The sequence below is a fragment of the Streptomyces sp. DSM 116793 genome (assembly GCF_057320905.1).
Genome location: NZ_CM170494.1, coordinates 7,387,956 through 7,403,808, shown reverse-complemented (window position 1 = coordinate 7,403,808; position 15,853 = coordinate 7,387,956). Strand labels below are relative to the sequence as shown.

Annotated in this window: 14 protein-coding genes; 1 reads left to right on the top strand and 13 read right to left on the bottom strand. The window is 69.9% G+C overall.

The window, feature by feature from the left end:
- Nucleotides 1-89 precede the first annotated feature (89 nt).
- The 9 genes from ACSMXW_RS29130 to ACSMXW_RS29090 form a co-directional block, all read right to left on the bottom strand.
- Nucleotides 90-875 (bottom strand): SDR family oxidoreductase, encoded by a 786-nt coding sequence (locus ACSMXW_RS29130; protein ID WP_485800676.1) that lies wholly within the window; start codon nt 873-875, stop codon nt 90-92.
- Nucleotides 872-1,915, bottom strand: a complete 1,044-nt coding sequence (locus ACSMXW_RS29125; RefSeq protein ID WP_485800670.1) for a zinc-dependent alcohol dehydrogenase — start codon at nt 1,913-1,915, stop codon at nt 872-874. The genes ACSMXW_RS29130 and ACSMXW_RS29125 overlap by 4 nt, the downstream gene beginning before the upstream one ends.
- Nucleotides 1,912-2,250: an L-rhamnose mutarotase gene (locus ACSMXW_RS29120; protein WP_485800668.1), complete on the bottom strand. Its 339-nt coding sequence runs from the start codon at nt 2,248-2,250 to the stop codon at nt 1,912-1,914. Before ACSMXW_RS29120 ends, ACSMXW_RS29125 begins: the two co-directional genes overlap by 4 nt.
- Nucleotides 2,247-3,167, bottom strand: a complete 921-nt coding sequence (locus ACSMXW_RS29115; RefSeq protein ID WP_485800666.1) for an amidohydrolase family protein — start codon at nt 3,165-3,167, stop codon at nt 2,247-2,249. Before ACSMXW_RS29115 ends, ACSMXW_RS29120 begins: the two co-directional genes overlap by 4 nt.
- The gene (locus ACSMXW_RS29110; protein WP_485800664.1) at nt 3,164-4,108 is read right to left on the bottom strand and encodes an aldo/keto reductase; all 945 of its coding nucleotides are present in this window, start codon (nt 4,106-4,108) and stop codon (nt 3,164-3,166) included. The genes ACSMXW_RS29115 and ACSMXW_RS29110 overlap by 4 nt, the downstream gene beginning before the upstream one ends.
- Nucleotides 4,105-6,036 (bottom strand): DUF8034 domain-containing protein, encoded by a 1,932-nt coding sequence (locus ACSMXW_RS29105; protein ID WP_485800662.1) that lies wholly within the window; start codon nt 6,034-6,036, stop codon nt 4,105-4,107. The genes ACSMXW_RS29110 and ACSMXW_RS29105 overlap by 4 nt, the downstream gene beginning before the upstream one ends.
- 86 nt (nt 6,037-6,122) lie before the next feature.
- The gene (locus ACSMXW_RS29100; RefSeq protein WP_485800660.1) at nt 6,123-7,070 is read right to left on the bottom strand and encodes a carbohydrate ABC transporter permease; all 948 of its coding nucleotides are present in this window, start codon (nt 7,068-7,070) and stop codon (nt 6,123-6,125) included.
- Nucleotides 7,060-7,977, bottom strand: coding sequence for a carbohydrate ABC transporter permease (locus ACSMXW_RS29095; protein ID WP_485800658.1), 918 nt, complete (start codon nt 7,975-7,977; stop codon nt 7,060-7,062). Before ACSMXW_RS29095 ends, ACSMXW_RS29100 begins: the two co-directional genes overlap by 11 nt.
- Complete coding sequence (locus tag ACSMXW_RS29090; RefSeq protein WP_485800656.1) at nt 7,974-9,335, bottom strand: ABC transporter substrate-binding protein; 1,362 nt, start codon at nt 9,333-9,335, stop codon at nt 7,974-7,976. The genes ACSMXW_RS29095 and ACSMXW_RS29090 overlap by 4 nt, the downstream gene beginning before the upstream one ends.
- 404 nt (nt 9,336-9,739) lie before the next feature.
- Here ACSMXW_RS29090 and ACSMXW_RS29085 point away from each other — a divergent pair, with 404 nt between their 5' ends.
- A complete protein-coding gene (locus ACSMXW_RS29085; protein ID WP_485808378.1) occupies nt 9,740-10,501 on the top strand; it encodes a FadR/GntR family transcriptional regulator in 762 nt (253 codons plus the stop codon).
- Nucleotides 10,502-10,588: 87 nt separating this feature from the next.
- On the opposite strand, the gene ACSMXW_RS29080 is transcribed toward ACSMXW_RS29085, so the two are convergent.
- The 4 genes from ACSMXW_RS29080 to ACSMXW_RS29065 all read right to left on the bottom strand — a co-directional run bounded on the left by ACSMXW_RS29080 (nt 10,589) and on the right by ACSMXW_RS29065 (nt 15,596).
- Entirely contained in the window at nt 10,589-12,382 is a 1,794-nt protein-coding gene (locus ACSMXW_RS29080) for an amylo-alpha-1,6-glucosidase (RefSeq protein WP_485800654.1), read from the bottom strand.
- 54 nt (nt 12,383-12,436) lie between these two features.
- A complete protein-coding gene (locus ACSMXW_RS29075) occupies nt 12,437-13,198 on the bottom strand; it encodes a carbohydrate ABC transporter permease (protein WP_485808376.1) in 762 nt (253 codons plus the stop codon).
- A 110-nt stretch (nt 13,199-13,308) separates the two neighbouring features.
- Nucleotides 13,309-14,295, bottom strand: a complete 987-nt coding sequence (locus tag ACSMXW_RS29070) for a carbohydrate ABC transporter permease (RefSeq protein ID WP_485800652.1) — start codon at nt 14,293-14,295, stop codon at nt 13,309-13,311.
- 59 nt (nt 14,296-14,354) lie between these two features.
- Nucleotides 14,355-15,596: a sugar ABC transporter substrate-binding protein gene (locus ACSMXW_RS29065; RefSeq protein ID WP_485800650.1), complete on the bottom strand. Its 1,242-nt coding sequence runs from the start codon at nt 15,594-15,596 to the stop codon at nt 14,355-14,357.
- Nucleotides 15,597-15,853: the final 257 nt, after the last annotated feature.

Genomic DNA, 15,853 nt, shown 5'->3' with positions numbered 1-15,853 from the left:
CGCCGTCCATGGGGCATGGCTGGTACGCGGCCAGGCGTACCCGTCCTGCCGTGCTGTGTCATGCGCTCCGCGGGTGCGGACGCGCGGGTTCAGCGACCGAGCCAGCCGCCGTCGACGGGGATCAGCGCCCCGTGGACGTAGTCGGAGGCAGCGGAGGCGAGGAACACGGCGATGCCGCCGAAGTCCTCCGGCCTGGCCCAGCGGCCTGCCGGGATCCGGTCGAGGATGGCGGCGTTCCGGTCCGGGTCGTCCCGCAGCGCCTGGGTGTTGTCGGTCGCCACATAGCCGGGGACGATCGCGTTGACGTTCACGCCTCGCCCCGCCCACTCGTTGGCCAGGGCTCGGGTCAGCCCGGCGAGCCCGGACTTCGCGGCGGCGTATCCGGGCACGTTGATGCCGCCCTGGAAGCTGAGCAGCGACGCGGTGAACACGATCTTGCCCTGCCCCCGCTCCAGCATCCGGCGTCCGACCTCGCGGGTGAGGGTGAACTGGCTGGTGAGGTCGACGGACAGGACGTGGTCCCAGTCGGCGTCGGAGTGCTGGGCGGCCGGTGCTCGGGCGATGGTGCCCGCGTTGTTGACGAGGACGTCCACCGGCCGGCCCAGGTCGCCGAGCGAGGTGGAAAGGCGCGCCACGTCCGCGCGGTCGGCGAAGTCGGCTCGCAGCACCGTGCAGTGGCGGCCGAGCGCCGTGACGCGCTCCGCCACCTCGCTGCCCGTGGGCTCCAACTGCGCGCTGACCGCCACGATGTCGGCGCCGGCGGCGGCCAGGGCCTCGGCGATGGCCAGGCCGATGCCCCGGCGCGCGCCGGTGACCACGGCGAGTTTCCCGCTGAGATCGAACGCCGGGAGGCGGCTCGGGTCGGTGGGGCTCATCGCCTCTCCTCTCCCTGGGTGCGGCAGTCGATCAGTACCTTCATGACGCCGCCGCCCGCCTCCAGGGCCTCGAATGCCTGCGCGGCCCGTTCGAGCGGTTCGATCCGCGAGATCAACCGCGCCGCGGGGATCTCGCCGTCGGCTATCAGCCGCACCGCCGTCTCGAAGTCCCCGCGGTCGTACAGCCGGGCGCCGACGAGGGTGAGTTCGCGCCAGAAGAAGCGGTGCAGGCTGATCTCCCTCGGCACCGGGTGGATCGCCACCTGGACCAGGCGTCCGCGGGTGGCCAGCGCATCGACCGCCGTGGTCACACCGGCCTGGGCCCCGGAGACCTCGAAGGCCACGGCCGCGCCGGCGCCGCCGGTCCACCGCGCGATGCTCTCGCCCACGTCCCCGGCCCGTGGGTCAAGGGTGGGCAGGCCCACGTCCTCGGCAACGGCCCTTCGGTAGGGGTCGGGCTCCGCAAGCAGGACGTCGGCGCCCGAACGGCCGGCCACGACCGCGATCAGCAGTCCGATCGGCCCGCCGCCGACGACGAGGGCCTTCTCGCCCGCCTGGAGGTCTGCCCGGTGCACGTCGTGCACGGCGACCGCGGTGGGCTCGACCAGCGCGGCGTGGTCCAGGCGGAGGTCCGCCGGGAGCCGGACCAGCGTCGTGGCCGGCACGGTCCAGCTCGTCTGCATGGATCCCGTGGCGTCGATGCCGAGGAAGACCAGCTGGTGACAGATGTGGTCGTGGCCCGCCCGGCAGGCGGGGCACTGCCCGCAGGGCACCAGTGGCATGACGGTGACCTGGTCACCGGTGCGCCAGCCGGTGACGTCCGGGCCGATCTCGGCGATGCGTCCGGACATCTCGTGCCCGATCACACCGGGCGGGTCGACCCGTGCGTCCATGGCACCGTGGTAGACGTGCAGGTCGGTGCCGCAGATCCCGGTGTAGGCGACGTCGACGCGGACGTGCCCGGCGGGGAGCGGTCGGGTCTCGGCGGTCTCCACGGTCAGGGACCGGGCCCCGGTGTAGGCAACACGTCGTAGGGTCACGCGGGTGTCTCCTCGTCCAAGTGCCAGATCTCCGTCAGGTCGGACCACTGCCCGCCGGTGCCCGTGTCGGGCCACGGTTCCTGGCAGGGATCGGTCAGCTGCCACCAGCGCCGGGTCTCCGGGTCGTCGCCGATGGCGGCCATGTCCGCGGCGAAGTCGTCGCCGTGGTACTCGAAGTAGCCGAACAGGGTGTCGCCGCGCAGGAAGATGCTGTAGTTGCGGATGTGCGCGGCGCGCAGGGCCGCCTCGACACCGGGCCACACCCTGCGGTGCAGCGCCAGGTACTCCTCGCGGCGTTCGGGCCGCAGTCGAATCGTCTGGGCCACGCGTTTCATGCCGGTCCCTTCCGCGTCCGGGCCCCGGTGGAGGCGTCGGCGCGATCGAGCCGGTAGACCCGGGCCGCGTTCCCGTGCAGGACGGCGTCGGCCGCGGTGTCCCCGAAGGGGACGAGTGCGGTACGCACCAGGTCGAGCCATGATCCGTACCGGGTGGCCAGAGTCATCACCGGCCAGTCGCTGCCGTACAGACACCGGTCGGGGCCGAAGGTCTCCAGGGCCTCGCGCAGCACGGCGACCATGGGCTCGGGACCGGTGCCGACAGCGGCCTCGGTGGCAAGCCCGGAGAGCTTGCAGACGACGTTGCCGTGCTCCGCGAGCCGGCGCAGCGCCTGCCGCCAGGCGGCGCTCGGGCGGTCGGCGGAGGGTTTGCCGAGGTGGTCCAGGACGATCACGGTGTCCGGGCAGGCCTCGGCCAGTTCGATCAGCTCCGGCATCTGGTGCTCGCGCACGCACGCGTCGAAGGGGAGCCCGGCCCCGCCGAGGAGCGCCACCCCGGCGCGGAAGCCCGCGTCCCTGGTGAAGCCCGCCGGCTCGTCCTGGACGTTGCGCCGTACCCCGACGACAAGGGGGTCGTCCGCGTAGCCGCGGAGCACGTCGGCCGCCGCGGCGGGATCCTCCAGCGGCGCGTGCGCGACCACACCGCGGATCCACGGCCGCTCACTCGCCTCGCTCCTGATCCAGGCGATCTCGTCGGCCGCCCGGTGCGGGGCGCACCCCGCCTCGACGAAGACCACGTCGGTCGGCTCCGGTGTGGCGTCGGCGAGGTCGCGAGGGGTGAAGGGACGGTCGAGCGGGGGGAGCCCGGCCAGCCAGGGGTAGTCGAGCCGGAGCGGGTCCCAGAAGTGGACGTGGGAGTCGATCGGCGTACGGCGGCCCGGGGCGGCACCGCTGTCCGGTGCGCCGGGTGGGTTCATGGCTGTCCTCCTGGGTGCTGGTTCTCGGGACGTCCGCTGGTCCAGCCACGGTCGCGCACCGGTGCCAGACAGTGCTCGACGTCGCGCAGCAGGTCCTCGTCGAGCGGTTCGCGAATCCACCGGAGGGTGCGGCGCACCTCCTCCGCCTGAGCGGCACCGACGATCGTGGTCGCGAAGCCGCCGGTGGTGACGGAGAACTGGAGGGCGAGACGCGCGATGTCCTCCCCCCGCGAACGGCAGAGCCCGGCCGCGGCGGCGCAGGCGTCCAGGACTTCCGCGGGCGCCGGGTGCCAGGGCGCCGGGCCCCCCAAGGTGAGTGCGCCCATCGCCAGCGGTGCGGCGTTGAGCACCGCCGCACCGCACGCCGCAAAGCGCTCCCGCCAGCGGGCCAGGCGCCGGTCCTGCAGGGTGTACTGGCAGTACGACAGGACCGCGTCGACGTGCACGCGCTCGGCCACGTATGCGAGCGCGGGCAGCGGGTACCCCGTCACACCGACGGCCCGCACCAGACCGGCGTCCTGTAGCTCGCGCAGGGCGGGCACCGTCTCCTCGACGATCCGGTCCAGGTCCCCGAACTCGATGTCGTGGCAGTGGATCAGGTCGATGTGGTCGGTGCCGAGGCGTCCGAGGCTCTCCTGCACGCTGCGCCGGACCCGCTCGGCGCTGAAGTCGAAGGTGGTGTCGCCGTACCGGCCCACCTTGGTGGCCAGGAGATAGCCGGACCGGTCGACGCCGCGCAGCGCCTTGCCGAGGACCGTCTCGGCGAGAGTCTGCCCGTAGTACGGCGAGACGTCGAAGCAGGTGATGCCGAGGTCCAGCGCGGTGTGCACGGCGGCGATGCCGTCCCGCTCGGCGAAGGCACCGTACACCGCGCCCAGCGGTGACGCCCCGAAACAGATCTCGGAGAGCGTGGCGGTGGCCTCCGGCGGACTGCCCGTCATGACGTCTCCCACTCCCTCTCCCCGTCGAACGGAGTGCGGTAGGACGGTGTCCGCGTGCGCAGGTCCAGTCGGAGAGTGAGACGGATCCGGGTGGAACGGGGCAGGTCCACCCGCAGCCAGGGCCCGTCGGCCCGGGTCGTGGCCGTGGTGACGGCCGGCTGGCCGTGACCGTAGTCGTAGAGGTCGCCGATCCAGGAGGCGTCCTCGCACAGGGTGTGCTGCACGGTGCGGATGGTGTGTTCGGCGAACGCTCCCGCCTGCACGATCACGGAGCGCCGCTTGGCCGGGTCGAGGTTGATCAGTTCCACGACGGTGGCCTCCGGGTCGATCCGGGAGACCAGGGCCGCCACCGAGTCAGGCAGACCCGGGCGTTCGGCGTCCGCGTCGTAGTAGCGCACGCGCGCCTGCTGCAGGCCACCGTTGTAGACGACCTGCGGCCCGCCCCAGGTCAGTTGTACCAGGGCCTCCGTGACCACCGGGTTCGACTGCTGCCACAGGTGGATGTCGGCCTCGGGCACGTCCCTGCCGCGGTAGCGCTCCATCCGGGTCAGCCGGTGGCGCACCTGGGCCTGCGCGGCGGCCAGGATGCGTTCGGGATACCCCGGGTCGTCGCCGCTCAGGAAGGCGAACCAGGGCTCCTCGTGCCCGGCCTCCTCCTTGCTGCGGAAGGCCCGCACCGTGCGCCAGTCGTACCCGCTCGCCGCACGGAGCCGGTCGAGGCGCTCCCGGTCCGCCGTCGAGGCGGAGTGGTGCCACAGGGCCATCGGGACGGCCATCAGCATCGGGTTGTGGTCGAACCACCCCCCGTCCGCGTACCGGAAGGGCACATGAAGCGTGGGAGTGACCACGTCCTCGCCGAGCTGGACGGCCCACTTGGACTGGAGGCTGGAGTCCGCCTCCACGAAGGCCATGATCTTGCCGTGCGAGATGATCTCGTCCAGGGCGGGGCGCACGAGGTCCAGGTAGGCGTCGTCACCCGTGGCGGATGCCCCGGCCAGCGCGGCGACCACGGCCGCGTGTCCGACGCTGTACCACCCGTGCGGCCAGGACCAGCCGTAGTGCCCGCCGTACCAGCGGCCCTCCAGCAGGCCGCCCACGGTGCCGTCCGGGGCGACGTTGTCGGGGAGGACACCGCCGTGCGCGGCGGCGCGCTCCCGCCATGCTCCGACGTACTCGGTGATCCACTCGCGGTAGCGCTGCTCTCCGGTCAGGATGAGGGCGTTGTGGACCAGGCCGGCCACGGACAGGTTCACCGCGGTGTCGCCCGAGCCCATTCTCCGGCGCATCTCCTCACCCAGCCGCGGGTCCCGGTCGAGCGGCGGGTCGTCGGCGCCGGCCGGCAGCGTCCACTCCAGGGGGTACCCGTACATCCGGGCCTCCTGGGGGAGCCAGGGGTAGGCGTCGCCGTCGAACAGGCCCTCCCGCTCCGGGTCGCTGCCGTTGTGCGGCCGCCGGATGATGCGGTGCTCGGGGTCGTAGTTGCCGTGCCGCGGGTCCACGTAGAGGTCCGCGAAGCGCCGTGCCCGTCCGGCCCACCGCTCGGGAGCCGCCATGCACAGGAAATAGAACAGCAACAGGCTCTCGCCCTGGTGGAACCAGTCGTAGCCGCGCTCGAACTCGTCCTTGAGCATTCCGAGTTCGGTCAGCTGCCGGGTGACTCCCTCCCAGTGCCGCTCGGACTCGGGCAGCAGGTCGTCATGGCCCCCGAGCAGGTAGAGCTGCGGCCAGTTGAAGAAGACCTCGTAGAAGTCGTCCGCACCGTCGCGGGAACTGAGCCGGCCGCGGTACTTCAACCGCCCGTCCGCCTCGGTGAAGTCCCGGGCGAAGCGCCGCCAGGCGTGGTCGAGCAGATCGAACAGCTCACGCTGCGCCGTGGCCCAGCCCGGCGGCTCCAGCAACGGCACCGAGGCCGTGATGACGGGGTGCATCAGATCTCCATTCAGGCAGGGCGGTACCCGGGCGCGGCACGGTGGGCCGGCTACCGGGGCGCACCTCCATACGGCATGGGCCGGGTTCAGTTCTTGGTGGCGCCGGCGAGCATGCCGGCCACGAGGAAGCGCTGGGAGAAGAGGAAGATGATCAGTACGGGGGTGATCGCCAGGAGCGTGGCGAGTGCCAACTCCGGGCGCTGCACCGCGAGCGTGCCGACTGTCGGGTTGAACTGCGGGACGTCGTTGAGCAGTGTCCCGAGGCCGACCTGTACGGGGAACTGGCTGCTCTCGGGCAGCATGACGTAGGGGAGGAAGTAGTTCGTCCAGTTGGCCACGAAGCTGAAGAAGCCGACCAGGGCGACGACCGGAGCGGCCAGGGGGAGGGCGACCCGGCGGAAGACTCCGAACTCCGAGCAGCCGTCGAGCCTCGCGGCGTCCAGAAGCTCCCGTGGCAGCGCTGTGCTGAAGTAGATGTAGGTCAGGTACACGCCGAACGGATAGAAGGCGTACGGCAGGATGATCGACCACATCGACCCGATCAGGTGCACCGCGTTGATCTCGAGGAACAGCGGAACCACGAGCGTGGCGTTCGGCATGAGCATCACCACGAGGGTGGCGATGAGCAGTGTGCGCCGGCCCCTGAACTCGGTCATCGCCAGTCCGTAGCCCGCGGGGACCGCGACGCACAGCGTGAGGACGAGGGCGAGGAACGAGTACAGCGCCGAGTTGCGCAGCCACAGGAAGACCGCGTCGTGCTGGTAGGCCGTCAGCGCGTTCCAGTTCGCCCGCAGCGCGTGCCAGGACCCGAAGGACAGCGGATTGCTGTGCACGAGCTGGCTGTCGGTCTTCGTGGCGGCCAGAAGCAGCCACAGCACGGGAAGCACGAAGAAGACCAGGAACAGCGCGAGGACCACGGCGGGCAGCGGCTGCACGCGGAGGTGGCGGCTGTGGTGGCGCGGTCCCGCCGGCCGGTGTGCTGCTTTCACGTCGGGAGGCGGTGGGGAGGCGGGCCGCCGGATGTCAGTCTGCATCGAAGAACCCCGATCTGGCGACGAAGACTCCGGCGACCGCGAGCCCCACCACCAGCAGTTCCACGGAGATGGCCGCAGCGGTGTTGATGTCGTTGTTCTGGAAGGCGAAGTCGTAGGACAGCTGGTTGAGGGAGTAGTCGCGGCCGGCGACGCCGACGCTGGCCTGGGAGAGGAGTTGGGGCTCGACGAAGAGCTGGGTGCCGCCGGCGAAGGCGAGGATGACCATGTAGACGATCCACTTGCGCAGCAGGGGGATCTGGATCCGCCGAGCGGTCTGCCAGGGGCCCGCGCCGTCGATCCGGGCCGCTTCCAGAACGTCCGGCGAGATGTTGTTGAGCGCCCCGTACATCACGACGATCCATCCTCCGGCGCCGGTCCAGAAGGCGATGAGGGTGAAGAGCACCGGCAGGTGCGACGGCGCGATGACCTGGCTGAACGTCTGGAAGCCGAGCCCACGCAGCAGGAAGGCGAGCGGGCTGACGGCGGGGTCGAGCACGAAGAGCCACACCATCACGCTCGCGGCACCGGCCAGGGCACCCGGGACGTAATAGAGGAAGCGCAGCAGTCTGCTCATCCCCTGGGACGCCAGGCGGTGCAGCAGCAGCGCCAGGCCCACGACGAACACCACCAGCATGACGAGCCAGAGGACGAGGTAGAGCGCCACATGCCCGACGGCGGAGACGAACCGGAAGTCACCGGCGGCCGAGGCGAAGTTCGACAGGCCCACGAAGGCACCGCCCGCGTCCGTGAGCGCGAAGTAGACCGCAGAGCAGGTCGGTACCACGCCGAACGCGATGAGCAGCACCACATAGGCGGCGACGAATCCGTGACCGGGCCGCAGGCGCCGGAGCACTGCCCGGGCGGGCAGCGCCCACGCCCGGCCGGGGCCCGTGCTCGGCACGCTCATCGGGTCACCTTGTATCCGTCGGTGCGCGCGTAGTTGGCGATCGCGTTCTCCCAGGCCGGCAGCATCGAGACGATGCTCTTGCCCGCGGTCAGGCCCGGGGTGACCGTGGCCGCCCAGATGGCCTCCTGGCTGAACTGTCCGTACCCCCAGCCTGGCCACACCTGGTCCGCCGCCGTCCGCAGGGGGCGTGTGATGTCGCCCGCGTAGTAGCCGGAGGACGCCTTGTCGGCGAGCCAGGTCTTGGCCGCGGGTGCGTATGCCGGATACCCGGGCGCCTGCTTGCCCTGGTAGTCGTCGGAGGTGGTCACCCAGGTGAGGAAGGCCGTCGCCGCCTTGAGGTGCGCGCTGTGCGCCGACAGCAGCCACGTGCCTCCGCCGACATCGCCGACCGACGGATGGGAGTCGCCCGCCCACTGGGGCATCGGGGCGACGGCGATCTGGTGCGCCGGGGTCTTGAACGATCCCTCGAACAGCGAACCGCCGTACCAGGAGGGCCCGGGCATCATGAGGATCTTGTCAGCGGCGTTCTTGTCGAAGTCCGAGCTGAACACACTGCTCAGCGACAGCGCCTTCTTCTCGACCAGGGTGTCCAGCAGCGTGGCCATGCGCTTGCAGTTCGCGCCGCCGGTGTCGACCGTGACCGCCCTCGCCCCGGTGATGTGGTTGGCCCCGCACTTCGCGGCCCAGAGGTAGATCTCCGGAGTGAAGACGTCGCCCGCGGAGCCGACCAGGTAGCCGGGGTGCTCCCGCGCGACCTTCTTCCCCAGTGCCTCGTACTGCTCCCAGGTCGTCGGCACCTGGTAGCCCCACTTCTTCATCAGCGGGGCGTTGTACCAGAGCACGGTCTGCGCCAGATCGTTGCGCAGGCAGTAGAGGGTTCCGTCCACGGTGCACGGGTCGTTCGCCCCCTTCGCCCAGCCCGCGAGGGTGGACTTGGGGATCAGTCCCTTGTCCAGCGGTGCGGTGAAGCCGGCCTGCACGGCCCAGGACGTCTCGTTGTTCTGCGTGCTGAAGACCACGTCCGGCCAGCCGTGCCGGGTGCGGTTGAACAGGCTCACCTTGGTGCGCAGGTAGTTGGAGCCGTTGGCGTCCCCGTCGTAGGTGACGATGTCCATCTTCACCGAGGGATGCTTCTTCTGGTACAGCTTGGCAGCCGCCAGGCGCGAGGAGTCGACCCACACCGTCAGCGTTCCGTCCGTCTGCTTCACCGGATGGAAGCCGTTCTGCGCGCCGGCGGATCCGCTTCCACAGGCGGCCGTGCTCATCAGGAGCAGGGCGCCGCCGGCGGCCAGGAGCCCCATGCGCCCACGGCCCTTTCCTGATCTCTTCGCGCCGACCGCGCGGATCTTCGCTGTCATGAACGACTCCACTCATCCTTGTGACGGCCTGCGGGTTGCCCGGCAGGCAGGCGATGTTCCGTCCCGCCGACCCGGACGACGGGTCGGGCAGGCAGGGAGGGATGACAGGCCCCTCGTGAGCGCTACGGAGGGAGCACTCACCTTGGTCACACATAAGAGCGGCCAAAACGGAAGTAGTCAACGGTATGAGCGTGCTTATTTTCGAGAATTCTTAACAACGGCGACCCACTTCTCTGGGTTTTTGCCGCTTATGACCAGAGTTGGGCGATCAGTCAACCGTAATGAGTACGACTCATTCTCGGATCATGTGAGAGCAGGTGTATGCTCACGCGAACAGAGGACCGGCCGTGCACGGGCGATGGCCCGGCGTCGAAGGAGGCAAGCCGTTGGACGGAAAGCCCGTACTGGCGGCAGGCGACCCGGCTGCGCCGCGGCAGCGCAACACCACCCCGGCGGGTTCCTACCGTCCCGGATACGAGCTGGTGGCCGAGCAGATCCTCCAGCTCATCGCCGAGTTGCAACTTCAGCCCGGTGACCGTATGCCGACCGAGAACGAGCTGGCCTCACGCCTGGGTACCAGCCGCACCGTGGTACGGGAAGCCGTGAAGATCCTCTCGGCGATCGGGCGGGTGCGCGCGCAGAAGGGGCGCGGCCTGTATGTGACCGATGACGAAGGGCTGTTGGGGTCCTCCCGCTGGGGAGGCTTCTTCCTGCCGACCGACCTGGAGCACGTCTACCAGCTCTTCGAGTTCCGGCGCGTGCAGGAGGCCGCGGCAAGCCGGCTGGCCGCCACCCGGGCGACACCCGCCGAGCTGCGGTCGATCGAGGCCGCGGCCGCGATCTGCCGCGAGGGGCACCTGACGGGACGGCATGAACTGTTCGACCGCGGCGACGACGACTTCCACGTCAGCATCGCCACCGCCGCGCACAACCCCTTCCTCGTCGCGGCCGTGCGTGAGGCGCGCCGGCTGCAACGCCAGTCGAGCACGATCGGGTTGCACGGCACCGTCGGCGGCCATGCCGCGGAGGCGGTGGAGGAGCACGAGGCGATCTGCCGGGCGATCCGCGAGGGCGACCCGGAGGCGGCGGCCGAGGCCGCCGCCGTCCACCTGGACAACACGCTCGACGACTACCGCCGTGAGATACAGCGCCGCGTCTTCGGCTGATGGGGCGCCGCATGGACGGGCGGCTGTGCACGGCCGCGTCGGCGGGGACCGGCTCGGCAGCCTGGTCGTCGCGTCGGCGACGGCTCCTCATCCCGCGTCGCCGACCGCGCCGTTCGTGGTCTTCGCCCCGGGCCGTCCGGGGTGCGGGGCCGTGTGTCCGCTCCGGCGGTCGTGGTCGTCGGCGAGCAACAGGTAGCTGCTCGCCGTCCAGGTGTAGGCGCGGTCACGCAGTCCCCGGCCGGTCAGCGCGTCGAAGTTCTCGGCGAATCCGAACTTTTCACACAGCGAGCGGAAGCGCCGGCTGATGTCGTCGGCGAGCCCGGTGTGGCCCGCCCGGCGCAGGCCGTCCTCGATGAGCACGGTGGAGGGGGCCCAGATGGGACCACGCCAGTACCCGTCCGGCTCGTAGTGCGGGGAATCGGGGTGCTCGGTGGCCAGGCCGTAGCGGGTGAGGTGGGAGGCGATCCTGTCGGCGAGCCTGTCGGCGATGTCGCGCGGCAGGCGCTCGCCCAGCACGATGGGCATCAGGTCCAGCAGGCTGTGGCTGGTGGAGAGCTGCCCCGTGTCGGGTGAGCAGCCGTGGAAGCGGCCGTCCGACCAGAGCCGGTCCAGCAGGGCCTCCTGAATCGAGTCCGCGGTGCGCAGATGGCGGTCGGCGTCCTGACCGCGGCCCAGTTCCGCGGCCAGTTCCGAGAGCTGTGTCAACTGCAGCACGAGGAACGCGGCCAGGTCGGCCGTGATCAGAACCCGTCGGGGGTCGAAGGTCGTGGCGTTGTCCCAGCCGCTGTCGTTGCCGTGCTGGTAGTGGGGCAGTCTCCGGCCGGGTGCGGTCCGTGCCACGAGCCAGAAATCCGTCCAGCGCCTCAGCCGCGCGTAGGTCTCGGTGAGTTCGCCGGTCCCCGGACGGCACGGAAGGCGTTCACGCAGGCGGCGCAGGGCCCAGCCGTGGATGGGCGGCTTGACGAAGTTGTAGAGGATCTCCGAGTGGGTGATGGAGTCGGGAAGTGCCCCCGTTGTGTCCTGGTGGTCGAAGGGGAGCTGGAACTGGTCCCAGGCCAGCTCTGGGTGGCCCGGTGCCAGAGCGAGGGCGTTGAAGCAGTGATCCCAGCTCCAGACCTTGTCCATCCAGTGCTTGGACATCAGGACCGCCGGGCGGCGGAGGAACCCGGCGGGGCGGACAGTGGCCGACCACAGCACATATGCGGCGAGTTCCGCCGCGGGGGCTTCGCCGGCTGTTTTGGGAACGACGGAGCGGGCGAAGTCCCGGAACGCTTCCTCGCTGCGCGCCAGGGCGGTGGTGAAGTCGACCGCACCGGTGTGCGGCGGCCGTGCGCTGTCCATTTCCTCTATGACCGCCTCCCACCCGTCCGGCCCGGACAGTGTGAGGCGGCGAGCGGTGTCCCCGAGGCCCTCGGCGCCCGCCGGGCGGGCGGTGGCCTCCCCCAGGAGCGTGACCCGGTAGCGGCGTCCCGTCTCATAGGAACTGAACTGGTGGGAACCGTCGACGGGGTCCCGGTAGAAGTACGTCCCGCTGAACGGTGTCAGTTCGGCAGCCGCAGGCTGGACGAGCAGGTCGAGGCCTTGGCCGCGCAGCCGGACGGTGTCGGGGGTCTCGTAGACGAGGTCGATGCGCCCGGCATCGCTGGTCCAGGTCAGCCTGGCGGGCGTGGCCTGCCATGTCGTGCCGGCCCGGTCCCCGGTCTCGGGGCGGAGCGGTACCAGGCGCAGGACGGGGTGCATACCGTTCTGATGGGAGATCAGGTGCACGTCACGGGCCCGGTCGTGCTGGGAGATGACCGGCGACAGGTTGAACCATGATCCGTGGTGGCTGAACGGTATGTCCTGGATGGTGAAGGCACAGCCGAGGGAGGCGTCGGTCATCGACAGGAAACCCAATCCTTCGAGGTCGGGGGTGGCAGACACCGGTGGGGTCGGTCAGTCCTTGACCGCGCCGGCGGTGACGCCGGCCGCGACGTAGCGCTGGGCGAGGACGAGGATCACGGCGACGGGAAGCGACGCGACGACGGCCGTCGCCATGATCGCGTTCCACTCCTGGTTGTTGTTGCCGATGTAGTGGTAGATGCCCAGGGTGATCGGCTGGTGGGCACCACTGCCGTCCAGGGTGCTGGCGAAGACGAAGTCCGACCACGACCAGAGGAAGGCGAACAACGAGACCGTCACGACCGAGTTCCGGCTCATCGGCAGCACGATGGACCAGAAGGTTCGGACCGTGCCTGCACCGTCCGTCTTCGCGGCCTGCATCAGCTCTCCGGGGATCCCCGACATGAACGCGGTGAAGATCAGTACGGCGAAAGGCACCGCCAGGGTGGAGTCGGCGACGATCAGGCCCACGGTGGACTGCAGGAACCCCAGGTTCAGGTAGATGGCGTAGAAGCCCATCGCCATGATGATCCCGGGAATCATCTGCGCCACCAGCATCAGGAAGCTCAGTACTCCGCCTCCGTGCGGCCGCAGTTTGGCCAGCGCGAAACCGGCCGGTGCCGCGAGGACCACCGTGACCAGGACGGTGCCGACGCCGATGACGAGGCTCGTGCCGAGGTAGGGCAACTGCTGGTCGAGCACCTCCCGGTAGCCCCGCAGCGTGCCGTGGAGCGGAAAGAGGTCCGGCGGAGACTTGCGCATGTCCTGATCGCGGGTGAACGAGACGTTCACCATCCAGTAGACGGGAAAGAGCATCACGGCAGTGAGCAGCACACCCAGTGCCGTCCTCCACCGCGTGCCGCCCCAGGGCCGCCGCGGCAGCCGGGCCGGAGCGTGCCGCCTTGGGGTGGCGAGTGCGCGTTGGCTCATGAGTCCGCCTGCTTCCGCTGGGCGCGTATGTAGAGCAGGCCGAAGACCAGGGCGATCACGACCAGCAGGTTGCCGACGGCGGCTCCGGGGCCGAACTGCGGCAGGAGGTTTCCGAAACCCAGCCGGTAGGACCAGGTGGCGAAGGTCGTCGAGGAGTCACTCGGGCCTCCCCTGGTCATGATCCAGATGATGTCGAACACCTTGAGCGTGTAGACGAGGCCGAGGAGCAACGTGATGGCGGAAACGGGGCGCAGCAGCGGGAAGGTCACCCGCCAGAACCGCTGCCACGCGTTCGCACCGTCCAGGGCGGCCGCCTCGTGCAGCGACGCGGGAATCGCCTGAAGGCCGCTGTGCAGGAGCACCAGGTTGAAGGGGACGCCGATCCAGACGTTGGCCAGGGTCACCGAGACCAGCGACCACGACGGCGAGGTCAGCCAGTTGACCGAACCGGTGCCCAGCCAGCCCAGGGCCGCGTTGATCACCCCGGAATCGGAGTTGAGCATCCACGACCACGTCGAGGCAGACACGATCAGCGGCAGTAGCCAGGGAACGAGGAACAGCGCCCGCAGCGTCGTGGACAGCCGGAAGTGGTGGTTGAAGAACACCGCCAGCGCCAAGCCGATGGCGTACTGGAAGAACAGGGAGACCGCGGTGAAGAGGACGGTGTGTTCGAGCGCCGGCACGAAGGTCGCGTCGGCGAAGACCTTCCGGTAGTTCTCCAGGCCCGAGAAGGGCGCCCCGCCCTGCACGAACGACCGCACCGTGTAGTCACGCAGCGACAGATCGGCGTTGCGGTAGAGCGGGTAGGCGTAGAAGGCGGCCAGATAGGTCACGACGGGGACCAGGAATCCCCATGCGATCCACTGCTGGGAGCGCTGTCCCCGCCGTGGCCGGTCGGTGCCGCCGGCAGGACGGCTCGCCGCCCCCGGTACGGGCCCGCCGGGTGCGACGTGGGCGTGCGGCATCCGTGCGGTGGTGTTCATCGGCAGTCAGTCCTTGAGGGCACATGCCCCGCTCGCGGCAGGGCCCGGAAGTCGAGGGGCTACTTTGCGGCGGACTGCGCCGCGGCCAGGGCGTCCTTCGGTGACTTGGCTCCGGTCAGCACGGCCTGCACCGCTCCCCACAGCTGCTTCGAGATCTTCGGGTACCTCGTGCCGAGGTTGTCACTGGTCCTGCCCTTGGCCGCGCGCGCCGCCCGCACCCACACCGTCAGCTCCGGGTTCGCGCCGACCTGCTGGGCCTGGACCGCCTTGGTCGGCGCGACGTAGGACAGGGCCGTGTCCGTGGCCAGCAGGTTCTTCGCGCTGGTCAGACAGGACACGATCTTGTCCGAGGTGGCGTAGCGCCCCGTGTCCTTCTGTACGGGCACGGTGACGAACTCCCCGCCGGTCGGTGCCGGTGCCGTGCCGCCGGAGGCGGCCGGGATGGCGATGGTTCCGTAGTCGAAACCGGCCTTCCTGGCGTTGGCCAGCTGCCACGTGCCGTTCTCGGCGAAGGCGTACGTACCGGTGGCGAACTCCTGCCAACTGGTGGTCTGGGTGTTGTTGATCACCGAGTTGGGCGCGTATCCCTTCCTCAGCCAGTCCGCCCACAGGGTCACCGCGGAGACGGCCCTGTCCGAGCTCAGGTCGGTCAACCGGGCGCCGGCGCCCCAGAACCAGGGAAGGAACTGGAAGCTGCCCTCCTCGGTGCCGATCGCCGAGAACGTGATGCCCTTCTTCCCCGCCGCCTTGACCTTCGCCAGCGCCGCGGTGAGCGTCGCCCAGTCCTTGATCGAGGCGGGATCGACACCCGCCGACTTCAGGATCTTCTTGTTGTAGAACAGCGCCAGAGTGTTCACACCGATGGGCGTGCCGTAGGTCTTGCCGCCGCTCACTCCCGCCGCCAGGAGGTTCGGTTCCACCTGCGAGGTACTGATCTTGTTCTCGTCCGTCGTGGTGAGGACGCCTGCCTCGGCGAGGGTGGAGACGACGGGGTTGTCGAGGACGAGTACATCCGGGGCGTTGGCCTGCTGTGCGGCGAGCAGGGCCTTGCTGGTCAGGTCACTGGTGTCGAAGGCGGTTCGCTTGATCTTCACCCCGGCCCGGGTGCCACAGGCGTCGACCAGCCTGCCCCACCGGGAGGCACCGTCGAACTGCGGGTACGGGTCCCAGAGGGCGTATGTGCCGGGGGATCCCGACGAGCCCGCCGAAGAGGACGACGATCCGCATGCGGCCAGGCTGGACGCGACCGCAAGAGCAGCCAGTGACGCGACGAGGATCCGCCACCGTGGGGCTCTTCTCATGACACCTGTCCCTCTCGCTCCGTGCCGGTCCCGCTGGAAGGGGGCGGGCACGCGTTCGGCTCCGACGGGATCACACCACTGGTTCGAAGCGATGAATTCGAATCGGTTCGACTCGAACGTAGAGCGGACCCTTGGGCCGGTCAAGGCTTAACGACTCTCTTCACAGGGGCTGAAGGGGCCGACCTCATGGACTGGCGACCCCTGACCCTCTCCCGATGCGATCTTGATAGTCGAACCGATTCGCTAGGCAGTAGCAT